The 17,817-nt window shown below is 41.5% G+C and carries 14 protein-coding genes; all 14 read left to right on the forward strand.

What is annotated here, in order from left to right; all coding sequences use genetic code 11:
* The 14 genes from IGI46_RS07240 to IGI46_RS07305 all read left to right on the forward strand — a co-directional run bounded on the left by IGI46_RS07240 (window position 1) and on the right by IGI46_RS07305 (window position 17,817).
* Window positions 1-1,101 (forward strand): tyrosine-type recombinase/integrase, encoded by a 1,101-nt coding sequence (locus tag IGI46_RS07240; protein WP_429973177.1) that lies wholly within the window; start codon window positions 1-3, stop codon window positions 1,099-1,101.
* A 354-nt stretch (window positions 1,102-1,455) separates the two neighbouring features.
* Window positions 1,456-3,198: a SpaH/EbpB family LPXTG-anchored major pilin gene (locus IGI46_RS07245; RefSeq protein ID WP_429973178.1), complete on the forward strand. Its 1,743-nt coding sequence runs from the start codon at window positions 1,456-1,458 to the stop codon at window positions 3,196-3,198.
* 25 nt (window positions 3,199-3,223) lie between these two features.
* Window positions 3,224-6,787 (forward strand): SpaA isopeptide-forming pilin-related protein, encoded by a 3,564-nt coding sequence (locus tag IGI46_RS07250; RefSeq protein WP_429962676.1) that lies wholly within the window; start codon window positions 3,224-3,226, stop codon window positions 6,785-6,787.
* On the forward strand, window positions 6,784-7,476 hold the full coding sequence (locus IGI46_RS07255; RefSeq protein ID WP_429962677.1) for a pilin N-terminal domain-containing protein: 693 nt from the start codon (window positions 6,784-6,786) through the stop codon (window positions 7,474-7,476). The genes IGI46_RS07250 and IGI46_RS07255 overlap by 4 nt, the downstream gene beginning before the upstream one ends.
* Before the next feature lie 64 nt (window positions 7,477-7,540).
* Window positions 7,541-9,295 carry a class C sortase gene (locus tag IGI46_RS07260; RefSeq protein ID WP_429962678.1) on the forward strand — a complete coding sequence of 585 codons (1,755 nt, stop codon included), beginning with the start codon at window positions 7,541-7,543 and terminating at the stop codon, window positions 9,293-9,295.
* 13 nt (window positions 9,296-9,308) lie between these two features.
* On the forward strand, window positions 9,309-11,426 hold the full coding sequence (locus IGI46_RS07265; protein ID WP_429962679.1) for a glucosaminidase domain-containing protein: 2,118 nt from the start codon (window positions 9,309-9,311) through the stop codon (window positions 11,424-11,426).
* Window positions 11,423-11,965 carry a signal peptidase I gene (gene lepB, locus IGI46_RS07270; protein WP_429962680.1) on the forward strand — a complete coding sequence of 181 codons (543 nt, stop codon included), beginning with the start codon at window positions 11,423-11,425 and terminating at the stop codon, window positions 11,963-11,965. The genes IGI46_RS07265 and lepB overlap by 4 nt, the downstream gene beginning before the upstream one ends.
* A gap of 15 nt (window positions 11,966-11,980) precedes the next feature.
* A complete protein-coding gene (locus IGI46_RS07275; RefSeq protein WP_429962681.1) occupies window positions 11,981-12,748 on the forward strand; it encodes a hypothetical protein in 768 nt (255 codons plus the stop codon).
* 1 nt (window position 12,749) lies between these two features.
* Entirely contained in the window at window positions 12,750-14,180 is a 1,431-nt protein-coding gene (locus tag IGI46_RS07280) for a hypothetical protein (protein ID WP_429973179.1), read from the forward strand.
* The gene (locus IGI46_RS07285; RefSeq protein ID WP_429962683.1) at window positions 14,155-14,883 is read left to right on the forward strand and encodes a winged helix-turn-helix domain-containing protein; all 729 of its coding nucleotides are present in this window, start codon (window positions 14,155-14,157) and stop codon (window positions 14,881-14,883) included. The genes IGI46_RS07280 and IGI46_RS07285 overlap by 26 nt, the downstream gene beginning before the upstream one ends.
* A gap of 529 nt (window positions 14,884-15,412) precedes the next feature.
* Entirely contained in the window at window positions 15,413-15,706 is a 294-nt protein-coding gene (locus tag IGI46_RS07290; protein WP_207702127.1) for a helix-turn-helix domain-containing protein, read from the forward strand.
* Entirely contained in the window at window positions 15,696-15,914 is a 219-nt protein-coding gene (locus tag IGI46_RS07295) for a hypothetical protein (protein ID WP_429962684.1), read from the forward strand. Before IGI46_RS07290 ends, IGI46_RS07295 begins: the two co-directional genes overlap by 11 nt.
* A gap of 534 nt (window positions 15,915-16,448) precedes the next feature.
* Window positions 16,449-16,955 (forward strand): hypothetical protein, encoded by a 507-nt coding sequence (locus tag IGI46_RS07300; RefSeq protein ID WP_429962685.1) that lies wholly within the window; start codon window positions 16,449-16,451, stop codon window positions 16,953-16,955.
* Window positions 16,956-16,965: 10 nt separating this feature from the next.
* On the forward strand, window positions 16,966-17,817 hold the full coding sequence (locus IGI46_RS07305) for a hypothetical protein (protein ID WP_429962686.1): 852 nt from the start codon (window positions 16,966-16,968) through the stop codon (window positions 17,815-17,817).

Below are 17,817 nucleotides of genomic sequence, written 5' to 3' on the forward strand. Positions count from 1 at the left end.
ATGAGTCGTCGTGGAGAAAACATTTATAAACGTAAGGATGGTCGTTGGGAAGGCCGTTATATTAAAGGTCGTAAGGCCAATGGAAAAGTCCATTATGGCTATGTCTATCGTCGGACGTATAAGGAAACGAAAGAAAAACTTACTGAGATGAAATGGTTGTATAAACAGGTTCAGGTCATTCAAGGTCTGTATTCAGGTAGCGTTAAAGACTGGATGGTTCACTGCTTAGATCGACAAAAGAACACGGTGAAGCATTCAACCTTGGCTACTTACAAGTATAAATTAACTAAATATTTGCTGCCTTACTTGGGAGAGACGGAGTTGCGTGCCGTTACTCAAGGAGATATGCAGGAATGGATTCAGAAGTTGAGTGATACCACCTTATCCAGCACTACTATTCACACGATTTTTCAAACCGTTCAACGTTATTTTGAACAGGCAGTAACTGAAGCTGTCTTGGAATTAAATCCTTGTAAAGGAGTAGTTTTACCTAAAAAAGAAGTTAAAAAAATCCAACCTTTAACTATTCAAGAACAGAAACAATTGGAAGAAACGGCTACCGCTGAAAAAAATGGCAAGATCGTCTTATTTGCCTTGCAAACTGGCCTGCGCATTGGGGAATTGGCGGGTCTTCGTTGGGAAGATATCGACTTTTCCAACAACCTAATCTCGGTTCGTCACACCTATCAACGGGTACTATCTGAAGGGAAGGGGACCGAACTGCAGTTGGGACGGCCGAAAACAAGAGCTTCTGAACGACTGCTGCCTTTATCAGAAGGAGTGAAGGCTTGGTTGTTATCTTGGAAGCCGGATCAAGCGAAGGAATTTGTTTTTCATGTGGGAGATCGTCCAATGGAACCTCGCCTAATTACTTATCATTTCCAACGAATTTGTGCGAAGGCTGGCGTGAAGGATTGCCATTTCCATCAATTGCGTCATACCTTTGCCACACGTTTGTTAGAAAATCGTGGAACTATCTCCGGGATTAGTGCCTTGTTAGGACACGCCTCCACTCAAATGACCTTGGATGTGTATACTGGAACCGACTTGACTGACCGACGGAAAATGGTGGACACCCTATCACTAGGATGGGTGAGCTAGGCTTCTCTCTTTTTTTCACTATGTTCATGACTTTATTTTATGGAGGGTTGCCAACTGCTTGAATCAGAAAAATTTAAAAAAAAGCCTTTCCGCTGGGAAGGCTTTTTTGTCTTTTTTATAACAACTGTCTTTTTATTGCTTGGTTCTATTCGCCGTCAATGAGCCGTCAATTATCCGCGTGAAACCTTGATACTAAACAGTTTTTCCTAGACTTATTTAATCTTGGAAAACAACCAATGGCTTTATTCAGCTATTATAATCGCTTTTTCAACCAAGGTCTAGTGATAGCTGTAAGTTGAAAAAGACATTTTCTAGCGGAAGAAAGAGAAAAAAAGGGGAAAAGGAGTTTTTATCATGAAGAGAAGCAAAAGAAAAATGGTGCAGTTGGCGATGACTGCGGCTTTATTAGCGTCAGTCGGGACGGGACTAGGCAGTCTAGCGTTGGGGAATGGTGTAGCTGCAGATGCGGCACAGAATATTAGCACAAATCCGGTAGCGGATAAGACCTCCGCGCGCTCTATTACGATTTGGAAATATCAGGTAAAGGATGCTTCAGAATTAGGTGAGCGTGGAGACGGGAAAGAAAACGATACAATCACCAAAGATCCATTGCCAGGAATTAAATTTAAAATTGAAAAAGTTTCGCCTATTGGAGATGCTTCATTAACGAATCCATTGGTTCAAGTGAAAGACACACATTACACAGTAGATTCAGAAATTGGCACCATCACAACAGGAACAGATGGCAGCGCTAAGCAAGCATTAGGAACAGGAACAGCTGCGGACGGCATTTACTTAGTCACTGAGCTGGCAGACGATCGCGGCGAATCTCCAAAGGTTGCCAAACCAGCCGATCCATTCTTTGTTTATGTGCCACAAACCGATCGGACTGATTTGAGCTCATTGATTTACGATGTAGAAGTTCAACCAAAGAACATCATGGAATCTTTGCTTGATCCACAAAAGACCGTAGAGGAAGGCGCAGGTTATTCGATTAAAGCCGGCCAAACCTTTACTTGGGAAGCAACCGCTAATTTACCAAGTGGTTTGTATACCGTAGCAAGTCAAAACATGGTGATTACCCCTGTTTATGATAAAGACGGCAATAAAATTGCCGATATTAATGTATCAAAGGATGACGAAATCTATGCCGATTACTTCATTATTAACGATACGCTAGTTAAAGAAGTACTATTAGACAATGTCAAAACACAAGTGAAAACAGAATCTGGGGCTTGGACTGATCTAGTTTTAGGTACAGATTATAAGGTTTCTGTAAATGGTGCTGAAAAAGCAACGGCACCAATTACAGATGTGACTGATGCTGCCAAAGCAGTCAAAGTTGAATTAACTGAAGTCGGTATGAAGAAAGTTGCTTTAAACAAAGATGTTAAAATTCGCGTACTTTATACCACTCATACTGCTAATGATTATAATGGTACGATTTCCAACCACTTTGATGTTGCCTTCCTGACACCAGGTTTGGAACCAGTTAATCCAGGGAACCCAACTGATCCTGAATACTACACGGGTGGATTTGATATTGAGAAGACAGCTGAAGACAAAACTGCACCAAACAATAAATTAAAAGGTGCTGAATTCCAGATTGCGGAAACAGAAGCTGATGCCAACGCTGGGAAATTCATTGCCACTGACGGCAAATCGTATCTAGAAGCGGATCTGCCAAGTGGAGTCACTTTCTTAAAAGCCATATCTGATGACGACGGTTGGGCAGAATTTAATGGGTTAGCACTAAACTGGTACGAAGATAAAAACGGCAACGGGAAACAAGATATTACCGATGATCCTGCCACCAATGAACCAACCTTTGCCAAAGCAGACATCAAAAAAGACTACTGGGTAGTTGAAACCAAAGCTCCAGTAGGCTATGAATTATTGAAGCAAGCGAAAAAAGTCACTGTAGATTTAGAAACTGAAAAGGATGCTACGGTGGAATTAGATGTAGTAGATAAACCTAAAACCGACTTGCCATTCACCGGGGGCGAAGGAACTATGTTATTAGTAGCCATCGCATTAGGTGCAATCACGATCGGTACCGCGGCTATTGTCATTGACAAGAAACGACGTGCAGCGTAACCAAACAGGAAGGATGGGCAAGATAATGAAAAAAAAGAGACTTATCAGAATATCCATAGTCTTTCTTCCCATCATTTTTCTTTTAGGAGTAGCATTCATGCTTACTCCTAAAGGAGAGTTATTAAGGGCTTTTACATTTACAGATTCTACATTAGCTGAAATAGCTATCGATAGTCATATTATTGAAGGTCCTTACGAAACAGACGAGAGAACCATACAAATGGATTTAACCGCTAAGAAAGAAACAATTCTAGAAATTCCTTATGATGAGAACCTTTACAAAATAGAATTCCCAAATTTGAATATAAGCCAATGGTCCTATACTGAACAATTTGAAAACGAAATGCTTAAGCAAGAACTAATTTCCGGCAATATAGAATCGACTACTGAACTTTTAGAAAATGAAAAAAAATCTTTCCCCTCATTAATAAAAGCTGTCAATCCAGAGAGAGAGAACTCAGGTAACTTCTATTTAAGTGTATCAGAAGGAGATACTATTAAATTAAGTATTGTTCGCTTTTCAAATGAAGCAAAAGAAATAATTGTGCACGACATAGAAGACACTTCTCAAACTCAGATATTAGTTTCATATTTAGATGGAGAAATGCAATCTAGTGAAGATATTAATGAGAGTAGTGAAAATACATCTAATTCTTTTGTAGATACGGATCAATTAGAGGATAACGAAATAATAAGCAAAGAACCTTCTAGGCAACCCATCAAAAGTGATAGTGAACTTGAAGACTTCCAGATGAAAATGGGAAATCTTCAGCCGTTAGCAACTACAACGGATTATACGGAGTATATAGGGGCAAATCTATCAGAATATGACTTGAATGATAAAAATTCATGGATGACCCCTGAGTTTGATAATGTATTAGATTTTTCTGAAGTGACATTTCAAGGTTTTGGTAGACCCGGGACAGTTTTAAACACTCCTGCTAGAAAAGGAGTTCAGTTTAAAGATTTTGCTCCAGATAGTATTAACAATGATGAATTTGGAGTGTTCTTTGAAAATGTTAAATATAATAATAAGGATTTTATAGATATAAAAATGAAGTTTGACTACGTCCAAACAAATCCTTTACATCATACTTCTGTTGGGACATTGAGTTCAATTAATTGCGAACTAAGGTTTTATAATGATCAACCCTTTTTTATTGCGAATCTATCAAGAGGAGTTTCAGCGGCAAGATACGTAATAGAATTTTACAAACATAATACAAACATCCCTTATAGTGTAAAATTACCCTTAATTTATGGAGATGTTGATGGGCCTGAACAGTATTGGGTAGAAAATGGCACAAATATTGCGATGTATCCTACTATTTTTAAACAAAAAAGTAGTGATGAATTAATAATCGGAAAAAAGAACAGTGAAGAGACCATAGTTTTTGAACCAAAACAAAAAACTGATATATCAATTTTTGAACCGGCGGAACGCGTACCTTCAATGACCTTCAAGGGAAGTGCTACGTCAGCTGGATGGATGCAACGACCTAATATCCCAATCGTTAATCCTGGAGATAATGTATTAAATTGGAGTCAGGCAATAGGATTTCATTCAACAGTTCCTACTCAAGTTGTAAAGCCTAAGAAGTATGTGTCAGATTCGGATGAAAACTTAGTATTTAATAATGAATTATCTGATTTACATGAGATATTCACCTATTCATTGGAAGGGAAAATACCTCAAAATGCTTATCAGAAATATAATTTGAGTGAATGGGTTTTAGAAGATGAAATGCCAGACGGTTTATCTTTAGTAAATAGTGTTGGTAATATTAAAGCTTATGCAACCAGTAATAACAATCAAGACGTCACTAACTATTTTATGTATGACCTAGATGAAACAACGCGTAAATTGACAATTAAAGCAAAAGGTGAAACTTTGTCAAATCCGAGTTTTTATTCATTATTAAGAAATCTGCGTTTTGACGTTCCAGTAAAAATTACAGAGTTAAGTAAAATTAATAAAAATAGTCAAGGTAAGCTTGAAATCAAAAATAAAGTGAATCTTTCTGCTACGTATTTCAACGGACAAAAAGATTCAATTGATTCAAATGAAGTAGTAACTACTGTAAAAATTCCTAAGCAACTGACTATAAATAAGAGTGTAGATAAAGAATTAATTGAAACAGGAAATCAGATTGATCCTGCACAACCAGAAAATACATCACTGACTACTTTTAGTTATACACTTACAGGAAAAAATACAAGTTTTTCTTCAATAGAAAATATACGAATTTTAGATGTGTTACCCTTCAATTCTGATGCACGGAATAGTGATTTTTCTGGATCATATATGATTAAAAATGTAAGTTCATCAATGCAAAAAAGTGATATTTACTATTCAGTTAATTCAGTCTCCGAGTTTTCTGATCCAAATGATTTAGTTATTACACAGTCTACTGGTTGGTACAAGATGAGTGAGGATTCAAGTCAATTAGCAAATGCTAAAGCATTAGTAATACTTGCTCCAAAAATTGCTAAGAATGAACAAATAGAGATCAAAATAACAATGCAGCCTGAACAACAGAAGGCAGGAGAATGTTTTATTAACGATGCTTCTTTAAATTCAGAGCTTAATGATTATCAGAAGACAAAAGAAGTAAAGACTTTCGTAGTCGGCCGCGACCTCTCAGGTGTCGCTTGGTATGATGATAGTCTCGATGGCTTAATCGGAAACAAACCGGATCAGTCAGTACTAGAAGATTTTGCCAAAGATATTCCAGTAAAACTTTACCGCACCAGTCTGGAAAATCCTGACTATAAAAATCAGCTGGTCAAAGAAAGCTTAACTGGAGAAGAATTTATTGATTCTTCAGGAAACTCCAAAATTAAGACGAATGAAAATGGCGAGTACATCTTTAAGAATCTACCAGAAGGCGAATATGTTGCGGAGTTTATCATTGATGGAGAAATCCATCGAGTCACCAAACAATTAATTGGCGATGATGTCACTAAAAACTCAAAGGCTGATCCAAACGACAATAAGACGCCAAACTACACGCAGCCGAAGCTTAATGAACTTGCTTCTGTTTGGGGACAGGCTGATTCAATCAATCATGTAACTGACGTGAACGTCGGCTTGATTCGTCCTGGGACCATTAAGCTCTTTAAGTATGAAGCCGGTACAGCGATTGATGGAAACAAAGACGGCGAACTAAGCGATCCAGAAAAAGCGACGGGTACACCTTTGAAAGGTGCTGTCTTCGATCTGTATCAAGGGCACACTGGCACAGGTACTAAGCTGGGCACTGCCACTACAGATGAGGATGGGAAGCTTCAATTTGATGTAGGTTCAGGCTTAACCGAGAATCTATTCCCTGGCGAATATTCCTTAGTCGAAACCAAAGCCCCATCTGGTTTTGAACTCTTAAAGAAACCAATTAAAGTCACCATTACGCAAGGAAATCAAGTGATTCAATTGTACCAAGACAACGATGTCCAAACCGATCTGCCATTCACAGGTGGTGATAACCCAATGATCATGCTTCTGTTGGCAGCTGCCAGCTTGATGACCGTTGGTTTTATCGGTATGATGCTCTATTACCGTCAGCCGAAGCGAAGGAGGCACACGCGATGAAAAAGATGCGAACCATTTGCTTACTGCTTTCTTTGCTGCTGGGTATTGTTCTTCTGCCGCAATCAGTTGCGGCAGAAGAAACGGGGTTTAGCATTACGATCCAAAAGTACAAGTTGGCTGAAGGAGTGACTTTATCTGAAGATGTTCCTCAAGATGGGACGAAGGCAGAAAAGGTCACCGATGCTGAGGGAAATCAGCTAGATCCTTTATCCGGTATCACTTATGAAATTGTCCGGGTCTCCCCAATGGAAGGGACCAGCGAGTTTCGCCCGGTGGAAGGGGTAGATGCTTTTTCTGCCACTATCACAACAGACGATCAAGGGAGTGCTCGTGTGGGTAATCTGGTCGCGGGGACTTATCGTGTCAGTGAAAAAGCCACGGACACGTTGCGCCAAGTGATGGAGCCAGTTACTTTTGAGATGCCATTGCCGCAACGAACCGGTGATGCTTTATCCGACGTGTATCTCTATCCGAAGTCTAGTGTGCAGACTTTGCCGGGCACCTCAGGAACGAAGGAAAAAGATCCGGCCAACCCAACCGCCGCAGAAGCCACCGCTGCCAATAAACGGTTGCCGCAAACTAGTGGCACCCTAGGTACGATGCAGCCATTGTATCTGATATTAGCGTTGATTGTGGTAATGGGGGCGATTGGCGGCTACTTTATGCGAACCAAGAAGCATCATTTTTAGACAAGAGTGACTCGTCTGAGTTGCTCTTTCTTTTCAATAAGCGGGAACGAGAGGGGCAGAAGGGATGCTTCAGACCAAAAAACAAAAGAAAAACCATTCCTTTTTGATGATCTTTGCCATTGTCATGATTGTCATTGGTGTCATCATCCTATTGTATCCGATTGTTGGCAATTACTTAGCCAATCGGGAGCGCAGCGAGGCCACAGCCAAGTATGACCAAGTCTTAAAACGCATGAGCCAAGAAGAAATCAACCAACAGTGGCAGCTGGCAAAAGAGTATAATCGCTACATTTATCAAAAGCAACTCGGCGAGAATCCTGAACCGATGGCGTATAAGAATATTGCCGACGTGGGAGACACCATGGGGACTATCGATATTCCGGCAATTGATATCGAGAAGATGCCCTTTTATCATGGCACCTCTTATCAAACCTTGGATAAAGGCTTAGGTCATATTGAATCTACCTCGATTCCAGTCGGTGGGAAAAACACACGAGCGGTGATTACTGGACATAGCGGCGTGAAAAATCAGGTGCTTTTTACCGATATTCGCAACCTAACGGAAGGAGATATCTTCTATATTAATATCCTCGGTAAACGCTTGGCCTATGAGATTGATTCCTTTGAAGAAATTCTGCCCAGCGAAGCAGACAAGGTCAAGGTTCAACCAGGTAAGGATAAAGTGACATTGTTGACCTGTACACCACCTGGGATTAATACCTATCGGTTGCTAGTGACAGGACATCGCATTCCTTACAAACAAGCCACGAAGAAGAAAGTCAAAAAGCGCAACACCTTCAGCTATCAAAATATGGTGTTGGCTACATTAGCCTTCAATGTGCTGTTGTTCATTCTGCTAATGGCGATTTATCGATACCAATTGAAACGCCTGCGTTCCAAAGATGTAAAAGTTTATGTGAAAGCGGCGAAACGATTGCGGCAATTATTCTGGGTTACGCGTGCCTATTTCTTTCTCTTGTTCTTTGCGATGCTGACCACGATTGGCTTCGCCATTTATGGCTACACCCAGATGCAAGAAGAGACGGCAATGGCCGAGGTTCCGATTGGTGTTCAGTCCGAGCTGGCTGAGTACAACCTGGACAAGATCGGTCAAGCTAACTACGGAGAAAAACAAATCGCCAGTGTGAACATTGCCGATTATGCCAAGGCTAAAAATAGGTTGCAGGATACCACTAATCAATGGGGGATTGGCAAGCTGGTGATTCCTAAGGTTGATATCAATTTGCCGATTTTGGCAGGCTTAGCCAATCAGAATTTATTGACCGGGGCAGCTACCTATCAAGCCGACCAGCAATTAGGTAGAAGCAATTACGTGCTGCTGTCCCACAATATTTTCGACCAGGATCTGTTGTTACATAGGATTCAAAACTTAAAGGAAAAAGACACGATCTATGCCACGGATTTCAAAAGCATTTTTCATTACGAAGTCACGGTAAACAAAACCATTCAAGATACCGAAGTGTCGTATGTGGAAGAAGGTTCAGCCAACCAAACGCCAACGATCACGTTACTACGATGTGAAGGGGATATCGGAACCATTTATCGCCGAGTCGTCCAAGGCAAATTAGTCAAACAAGAACCATTGTCAGAAGCGAACGACCAACAGCTCAAAGAACTAGGAATAAAAAAAGACGGTACCATCAAAAATGGTGAGCTGCTGCAAGTTGACCCCGTACCGCAAGTGACTAAAACCAGTATGACTATCGCTGCTCGGATTATTTCAGATCCAATGCAGACGATTGTGCCTTTATTTTTATTGATGTTATTGCCGATTTTATTTTTCAGCTTGATTCGTTAGTAGGAGGAAATCCATGAAGAAACTCATTTTAGGTAGTGGACTATTGGTGTTGGGTATTATTACCGTGTTTAGTATTTCCACAAGCCGCAGCTTAAAGGCCAGCGATGAGCTGACTGAACGTACCAGCAGTCAAACCACTATAGAAACGACGATTCCTTCTGAGTCCATCAATGACCTGCCGCCAGAAGTGATAGAACCTGTGCCGGTAGAACCAGTTCAAGAAGTCACGGAGTCTGAAGTACCTGCAGAAACCGAAACAATTTCTTCTGAAACACAAGTCACGGAGGAGACTTCTGTCTCAGAAGAAAGCAGCACAAGTGAGAGTTCAGTGGAAGAAAGTTCGACGGAATCCAGTACGACCACTTCGTCTGAGAGTACGAGCGAGACAAGTACGACGAGCACGACTTCAAGTACAACAGAAACGAGTACGTCACAGAGCCAGACCGAAGAAAGTTCGTCGACCAGCAGTTCTAGTCAAGAAGCGATTGGCTCCTCAGAAAGTACAACGGAGTCTTCAACAGAACGACCAGTAGAAGAACAAATACCTGAACCTCAGGAGCCAACACCTGCTTCGCCACCAGCTACCAGTGAACCAGTGATTGCCAGCTTTCCCGCACAACCATCAGTTGTTGTGCCAGCTTCACCTTTGCCAACGATTGGCTCAAGTAATCCATTAAGCAATCGGGAAGTAGAGCTGGACGAAAGCTTGCGAGTGAGCCAAGTCGCGGAGTCAGATTTTAATGGGTACGAATTGCCGCTGCTTTCCTCCTTTAGCGATCCAAAGCATGGTGTTCTGATTTATGAAGGCTTAAAACAATTGGGAGAAAAGGAAGAAGATTATACGGTTCAAGAATTTGTCGAAGGGCTGTTCAGTCAGCTATTCAATGAAAATTTAGAAGAATCGTTACAAGCAATTGAAGAAAAAGACCTGCAACCAGGAGATCTTTTAATAGTAGAAAACCGCATCGTCGGTTTGTATCTGGGAGAAGATCATTACCTGACGGTTAAGGCGAAAGAGGTAGACATTTCAGAAGAAAACGAAGAAAAAGATACCAAACAAGAAGTAGCAATTGCACTCCTATCTGAACGTGAAGAAGAAACTAGATCTGGCAAACGACCAACGAATCGAACCAAAACAGCCTATGCCGAAGAGGTAGAACAATCTTATCCCGCTTCCTTTGCGATTGAGACCAACGATCAAACCCAACAGTTTATTGATCAGGTGGCAGTCGATGCGCAAAAACTAGGACTGAAATACGATGTGTTTGCCTCTGTCATGATTGCCCAAGCCATTTTAGAAAGTGGGTCAGGTACCAGCGGGTTATCGGTCGCCCCCAATTACAATCTGTTTGGGGTGAAGGGCAGCTATGGTGGTCACTCGGTTAGTTTGCCCACTCAAGAAGATCGGGGCAACGGAGAACTCTACACGATTTCGGCCGCCTTTCGCCGTTATCCAAGCTACGCAGAATCGTTAGGTGATTATGTCTCACTGATTCGCGAAGGAATTTCGGGAAATACCGCTTATTACCAAGAAGTTTGGCGGTCAGAGTCCAAGAACTATTTACGAGCAGCTCGAGCGCTAACTGGAAAGTATGCGACAGACACTTCCTATCACAAAAAAATCAGTTCAATCATTGCGGCGTATCATCTGACACTTTATGATGAGCCTTTGTCAGAAAGCGGCAGTACCAGTGCGGTTTTACAAGGTAAGGAGTCGATTCCAGCTGAATATCGTAAAAAGATGAAGTTGAAAGATTATGATGGGAAAAACTATAACGTATCCGGGTCGTATCCGGTCGGCCAATGTACCTGGTATGCCTTCAATCGAGTCGCTCAACTTGGTGGACAGGTGGATGATTTTATGGGCAATGGCGGTGAATGGGGAACCAAGGGACGAGCACTAGGGTATGAAGTAACTCAAACACCAAAGACTGGTTATCTAGTATCCTTTACACCGGGAACGGCAGGCTCTGATCCGCGTTACGGCCATGTGGCTTTTGTGGAGGCTGTGACGGATGAAGGAATCTTGATCTCCGAAGGAAACGTCGTTGGGGGAACCACCATTTCTTACCGTGTCATTTCTAATGATCTGGCGAAATCCAATCTGGTTTCCTACATCAAGCCGAAATGAGTACTCATCGAAAGCGGCAACTCTCGATTCACTGGTTAAAAGTGCTAGTTAAAAGTGTTCTCTTTATAGCTATGCTAGTCATCCTATTCAGTTGGGTGCACCATAACTACCTGATCCATCCCGTCGCAGGAACGTCGATGCAGGAATCCCTGCAGGATGGCGATCGGGTACTGCTAAACAAACGCTCATCAATTGTCCGCTATTCAGTCATTGGGTTTTCTGTTTCGGAAGAAGAAGGCATGTTTGTCAAACGAGTAATTGGTTTGCCAGGGGATTCGGTCTTGGTTCAAGGCAATCGGCTGATTCTCAGTATTGGCGACGAAGGCTTTACGACCACCTACACCTTTGACCTAGAACCTAAAACTGCTCGAGAACTGAAAAAGGAGGCCACGATTCCACCCCATCATTATTTTGTGATTGGCGATCATACTGCAGTATCAAAGGACAGTCGTTCCTTTGGGTGGGTCGATGCCGAGAAGGTGGAAGGCAAGGTTCAATACAGGGTCTATCCATTCTCAGAATTTGGCCCCATTAATTAAGGAAGGAGTCCCAGCATGTTCATACTAAATGTCCTCAGTGTCTTATTTGTCTTACTGATCTTAGGCCTGAGCGGGTACCGTTTCCTAATTCATTACCGGATTCGACAGGTAGAGCAGTCCAGTCAGCTAACTGAAAAAGCCCGACGAAAGCTGCACCTGATTAAGCAAAAGGAACAAGAAAAGCATGTCCATATTTTACTAATCAATGGTCTGCTTATTGGGGCAACCGTCCTATGTGTCACTCTTTCCTTGTTTCAAACGGAAGGAAAAGTGGAAACCTTGCGAGCCCAAAGCGAAACCCTAAAAGACGAGACATTTTCCCTAAAGCGGGAACAAAAACAGCTGATTACCAAGATTCCAGTGAAGAACTATCCAGAAGCAGGCATCGGGTTGGTAGATTATTCCTGGGACCAGCTGTTCAAAGACAATGGCAATGCCTCGCTGCAATCTGAGATTGAACAGGGGTTGAGTCAACAGATTGTGCCTTACTTTGGCTTATCAACATTGGTTCTTTCGATTGATGTGCCGACTAAAACGCTGAGCCTTTCGTTAGTAGGAGATGTCAGTACCTCTGCCAGCGAAGACACGATTCGCCAAAACATGACTGCTTTTGTTAAAGAAGCTGAAGCGGTGACCCAGCTGACCCAAATCCATTTTCAAATCAACGAAACTTCACAGGCAGACGCCCCGACCGTTTACAGCTGCACCTATGGCCGCAACGAAACGGATGAAGCCTTTGAATTACTAGATGAAGCAGAAAAAAAAGCAAAGGATGACGACTAAAATGGCGACAAAACGCAAAAAGAAAAAAGACAGCTGGTTTTTTACCAAAAGTATTTTAGACGAAATCAACGAACTATCGGATGAAGTGATTGAAGAACGAGTGGGTCCGTTGGCTCAAAAACAATCGCCAGTTAAACCTAAAGAAGAAAGCGAACAAAAGGTCTACCAACTAAAACCCAAACAAGACGAAACAGCCACTCAAGCATTGGAAGAAGAAAACCAAAAACTCAAAGAGCAGCAGGCTGTATTGGAACAAGCCAAGCAGGAGCTGTTAAACAAGCAAAACGAAATCACGACAGTGACGAAAAAGCTGATGGCGCAAAAGGAGCAGCTGCTAAAAGAAAGAACCCAGCTGACTGAACGATTAGCCAGCTACGAAAATCAACCAGCAGTCAGCGAAGAACAAACAAAGGAACAACAACGATTAGAAGAAGCCTTGAAACAAGCCCAAGCACAGCTTGAAAAACAAAATCGGCAACCACAAGAAGAACTTTCTCGCCTAACGAGTGAAGTACAAGAATTACGTCTGAAATTAGACGAGCTAGTCAAAGAACGACAAACGTTGATCGCCCAGAATAATCAGTTAAGCCATCAGCTCAACCAGCGAGCGCTCACCAGTCAAACTCAAATGGCCCATCAAGAAGAGCAGCAGTTAAAAGAAGAAAAAGACGCACTAAGCGAGGCGTTATACCGAGCGCATAGCGATATCATTCACTTGCAGGGCCAAGTGGAAGAAGAACAAACGCTTTCTCAACAAGTGCCACAGCTAAAGCAAGAATTAAAAGACCAGCAGGCTATTTATCAAAGCTTGAAAAAACAATTCACAACGGTTTCTCAAGAAGCAGCCAAACTGCGAGAGGCAGAAGCTTTAAACAGCAAACTGCATCAGCAAATTAAGAATGCCGATGAACAAGCTATTATTTTATCAAAACAACTGACCGAAAAAGATCAGTTGATTCATGCTCAGCGCCAGCAGCTGTTGCAAAAAGAAGAAACCACCCAAAAGCTTCAACAACAAATCACGCAATTGGAGCAGCAGGTAACGGATGCTCAGACTGCCTACCGGGCAGAAAAGGATCATGCTCATCTGATGGAAGAGCAATTTTATGCGTTGCAGGAAGAAACAGCCGCCAAACAGGCAGAGGTTAGCAAAATTCTCTTGTCTGCCAAGAAGCAAGGGGATCAAACCATTCAAGAAGCCCAGCAGCAAGCCAATCAATTAATTACCACGGCCAAGCAGCGTGCTCAGATAATGGAAGAGCAGGCGGGGAAATTAGCCAATGAACTAACCAATTCCAAACAAGACATCCTAACGCTCTATCAACAACTGCAAGAAAAAGTCGATCAATTCGCACAAAAGATTGTTTTCCAAGAACCGCAAACCACAACGAGAGAAGGCGATAGTCATGAGTCAAGTTCTACTTCTAACTAAAAATATTTTATCCGACCAATCCTTGCAGGAAAGGCTGCAAAATTTAAACCACGAAGTCTGGTGCTCCGCTCAGCTAGTTGATCAGGTGCAGCGTTTTGGCATGCCGCCTTCATTGATACAACAATTTCAAGCGGTTATTTTCAGCAAAACCATCTGTGATCAGGAAGCCGGTGTACTGGTAGATTTCTTCCACCGCCATCCTGTGGCTATTTTGCGAGAGGTGGGTCTGCTTCCATCAATGGAAGATCAGGCAAGCTGGAAAAATCGAGGACTGCACGGCTTTTTATTAGAGGAGGAAGCATTGTTTGACCTACGGGAAAAGCTTTCACAAGCCCAAGCCAGTGTTAATCAAAAGGAATCCACCGCTGCAAGGATCGTGCCCTTTCCAGGTGGCGATAGTTCAAAAGAACGAAACGCAATGAACATTGACTTAACCGGTAAAGAAAGCAAATTGATGGAGCTATTAATAGAAGCTCAGGGCGAACTGATCACCCGCAAAGAATTATGCGAAAAAATTTGGTCAGAAGGACAAACCCCATCGAACATGAGTCAGCTATCCTGTATGATTAACCGGATCAAGCGCAAGTTTGAGGCCCAAGGTGTTGAAGGCAAGCTCATCCTGACTCACTGGGGCAAAGGGTATCAATTAAGTGAGGCCTTTTACCAGCAGTGCATAGGGTATCAGCAAAAGAATTATCAGTAAGAGTATGTGAAAAAGAAGGGGAATTGTATGCTTTTTGTCTGGGGTAGTAAAGGATTTGCGGAAAATTTAGGGAAAACACATCTGGAGTGTACCTGTCCTAATTGTTCAAATTGGGTAACGATGGAGGGAATCAAACTCGGCAGCAAGCTCACTATATTTTTCATTCCAATATGCACGGCTTCAGCGGAGTATTTTATTGCTTGCCCCATTTGCATTTGGAAAGAACAAGTCAGCATTCCAAAATTAGAAAGCTATTTGATTGAGAAAAAATAAGATGAGATAAAGAAGTTTGTTCATCGTTTGATTCATCAATTTCTATTAGATTCGTATAATGTAAACCTGAGAGGCGAAAAAACTTTGTATAGTTTCTCCGCCTTTTTTATGCGCTCAGGGCTGATGAACCCCGTCACATCAAGGAAACAACGCAGCGTTGAGCAGTAATTTCTCCGGTCAACAAATTCGTTACCTGAAAAAGCTGGTGAGCAGTTCAACAGATACGTTATACTTAAATAGACGAGGAGGTATGCTCATGATTAAGATTGGTTCGCAGCTCAAATATTACCGTGAAGAAAATCAGTTCACTCAAAAGGATGTTGCCGCTGTCCTCCATGTGACACCTCAAACGATTTCCAAGTGGGAACGCAACAAGAGTTACCCAGATGTTGATCAATTGGTAAGGCTAAGCGAATTGTATAAAGTGAATGTTAACAAGCTGATTGGTCGTGCCAAACCAAGTTTTTTAGATTATCTAGCCAATGCCCAAAACCTGAGAAACTATTACAACCTTCCCAATATAAAGGAGGACGAGCATCATGGTGAATAAATTGAATAAGGCGATTCTGATCTTATACAATCTGTGTGGGGTATCATTAATAGCTGTTGTTGTGGGTGGCGGCAGCAAAGCACCTCCAGTTGGGTATATACCGCCTAGCCTGCTAATCATAGGAGCGATACCGTTTATTGCTTTAATAGCAGCTCATGTTGCGTTGCGTGTAGTGAAAAAGAGAGAACATAAGGCTCAGAGAAACTAAGACGTAAATTATTTTGCTCCAAACTAAAACAAACTGACCGACTGGAAGAGTGTGCATTCGCTGCATGCTCTTTTTATTTTGCAAGAATGCCTAGTTTTTTGTTTGGATTGGGGAACAAGCAAATGGGTGAGCGGTAAGCGAGACTTAGATGAAACACTTCGCTTTATTGCTTTGAGGTTAATGGAGTCTGGAAAATTCTATCTTGCATTACAAAAGCACAGAAGATTTTGTTACAAAAAGAATAATTGAGAGGATAAGAGATGTTTTATCGTTGTATTTTCCTTTTTTGTTTTCTTAATGTGACCCGTATAATTTAACTAACCTTAAGATCGAAGAAATATTCTGTGATAATTCTATTTTGATTATAATTATATGATAAAATAGAGTCGTATAATGGAAGCTGTGCGAGAAGGCAATGAGGAAGGGAAATAAATTCTAAGCAGAATATTATTCTCTATAGTTTAATATAACAACCGTACTTTTATATTAGCAAAGGATAAAAAATGAGTTTTTCAATTTTGAGGAGGGATCAGGATGATAGAGTTAATAAAAAAGAATCGTTATAAAGCAGCAATAGTCTTGAGCTTATCGATTGTTTTCTTCTCTTTAGTAGTGAGCTTGACCTATTCCAAATTTCATGCCACGAGCGAAATCCGTGCGTCGACTAGAGTAGGCTTTTTTTTAGGAGATCGTTTCGAGTCTGTGCCAGTGAATCTGAATCTGGCGCCGGATGAATATGATGAAATAGCTATAGACATTACTGATAGGGATGGAGTAAAACAGATCGAAACGGCTATGCGTTATACGATTCAGCTGGAAAGCTATGGGTCACTGCCCGTAAACTATGAACTGTATAAAGAGGGGAAGAAGCTTGATTTTCAAAATAATAAAATAGAAGGTACCATGAATCCCGGTTCTCAGCAACCCCAGATACATAGTTACTCACTAAGGATTTTTTGGCCGAAAGAAGAAAGAAATACTGTTAATGAAAATAATTTAGAAGCGATTCGTTTGAATTTACGAGCGGAACAAATAGATTAGGTGATTACATATGAAAGAAAGCAAACCATTTAAATCTAAGCAAAATAGAATTCGATTAATCGTTGTCCTAGTCATTGGAATCTTCTGCATGGGCTCTTATTACTTAGCAAAGTACTATTCTCAGCAGGCAAAGGATTCAACCGTGAAGGCAGTTGAGATTTTTTTTACAAGTGACCTATTAAAAGAACCGTTGAGTGCTGCAGAGGAATATGACTATGTAATTGCTGATTGGACTAAAGAAGATACAATTCGTCTCGAGTTGCGAAATTTTCCAGATAGTAAACGATTGACTACCCGGGATATTCAGTACACGGTTGAGGTAAATGATCCTTCCGCAGCTTTTGAAGCGGATAGTAGTCCTGTTTCTTCAACTAATGGGATTACTGAGGAATTGCTTTTACCTAAAGATCAGCAGAAAGCCGCAACTATTGAGATTAAGCTGGGACAGGATTTCTTGGCAGGTACAACTACTGGCAAGGTTGCTGTTGTTAAGGCAAAAGCAACCTATCCTTATGAGAAGGAACTTACCGCCCGATTTTTAATTGAAAAATCACCAGAAGGATTTCAGGTAATCGTTGAAGATGCGGCAGATAGTCCCTACGCAAAGGTGACAGTTACGACTGAAGAAAAAAGAGCCTTTCAGTTAACCTGGAAGAGTTCTGAAGTGGTGCCTGATCAAACGAACCCAGTGTTTTATGGTCAATCCGTTCAAAACGGGCAACTGGATAAACTGATTGATTTAGGTGAGGTTAAGGACACAGGCTCCATAACCTTCTACTTATTGAAGTATGACGAATCAAAAGATTATACAACGAATTATAAAAGCGTATTTGATGTATTAGAGAAACAAGGGGGAGGGTAA

It is taken from the genome of Enterococcus sp. AZ163 (assembly GCF_050498925.1).
Taxonomy (GTDB): domain Bacteria; phylum Bacillota; class Bacilli; order Lactobacillales; family Enterococcaceae; genus Enterococcus_A; species Enterococcus_A ferrettii.

What these genes read in the sequence shown, in the direction of transcription:
- IGI46_RS07240 (WP_429973177.1), top strand. Translation starts at nt 1, where the DNA reads ATGAGTCGTCGTGGAGAAAACATTTATAAACGTAAGGATGGTCGTTGG.
- IGI46_RS07245 (WP_429973178.1), top strand. Translation starts at nt 1,456, where the DNA reads ATGAAGAGAAGCAAAAGAAAAATGGTGCAGTTGGCGATGACTGCGGCT.
- IGI46_RS07250 (WP_429962676.1), top strand. Translation starts at nt 3,224, where the DNA reads ATGAAAAAAAAGAGACTTATCAGAATATCCATAGTCTTTCTTCCCATC.
- IGI46_RS07255 (WP_429962677.1), top strand. Translation starts at nt 6,784, where the DNA reads ATGAAAAAGATGCGAACCATTTGCTTACTGCTTTCTTTGCTGCTGGGT.
- IGI46_RS07260 (WP_429962678.1), top strand. Translation starts at nt 7,541, where the DNA reads ATGCTTCAGACCAAAAAACAAAAGAAAAACCATTCCTTTTTGATGATC.
- IGI46_RS07265 (WP_429962679.1), top strand. Translation starts at nt 9,309, where the DNA reads ATGAAGAAACTCATTTTAGGTAGTGGACTATTGGTGTTGGGTATTATT.
- lepB (WP_429962680.1), top strand. Translation starts at nt 11,423, where the DNA reads ATGAGTACTCATCGAAAGCGGCAACTCTCGATTCACTGGTTAAAAGTG.
- IGI46_RS07275 (WP_429962681.1), top strand. Translation starts at nt 11,981, where the DNA reads ATGTTCATACTAAATGTCCTCAGTGTCTTATTTGTCTTACTGATCTTA.
- IGI46_RS07280 (WP_429973179.1), top strand. Translation starts at nt 12,750, where the DNA reads ATGGCGACAAAACGCAAAAAGAAAAAAGACAGCTGGTTTTTTACCAAA.
- IGI46_RS07285 (WP_429962683.1), top strand. Translation starts at nt 14,155, where the DNA reads ATGAGTCAAGTTCTACTTCTAACTAAAAATATTTTATCCGACCAATCC.
- IGI46_RS07290 (WP_207702127.1), top strand. Translation starts at nt 15,413, where the DNA reads ATGATTAAGATTGGTTCGCAGCTCAAATATTACCGTGAAGAAAATCAG.
- IGI46_RS07295 (WP_429962684.1), top strand. Translation starts at nt 15,696, where the DNA reads ATGGTGAATAAATTGAATAAGGCGATTCTGATCTTATACAATCTGTGT.
- IGI46_RS07300 (WP_429962685.1), top strand. Translation starts at nt 16,449, where the DNA reads ATGATAGAGTTAATAAAAAAGAATCGTTATAAAGCAGCAATAGTCTTG.
- IGI46_RS07305 (WP_429962686.1), top strand. Translation starts at nt 16,966, where the DNA reads ATGAAAGAAAGCAAACCATTTAAATCTAAGCAAAATAGAATTCGATTA.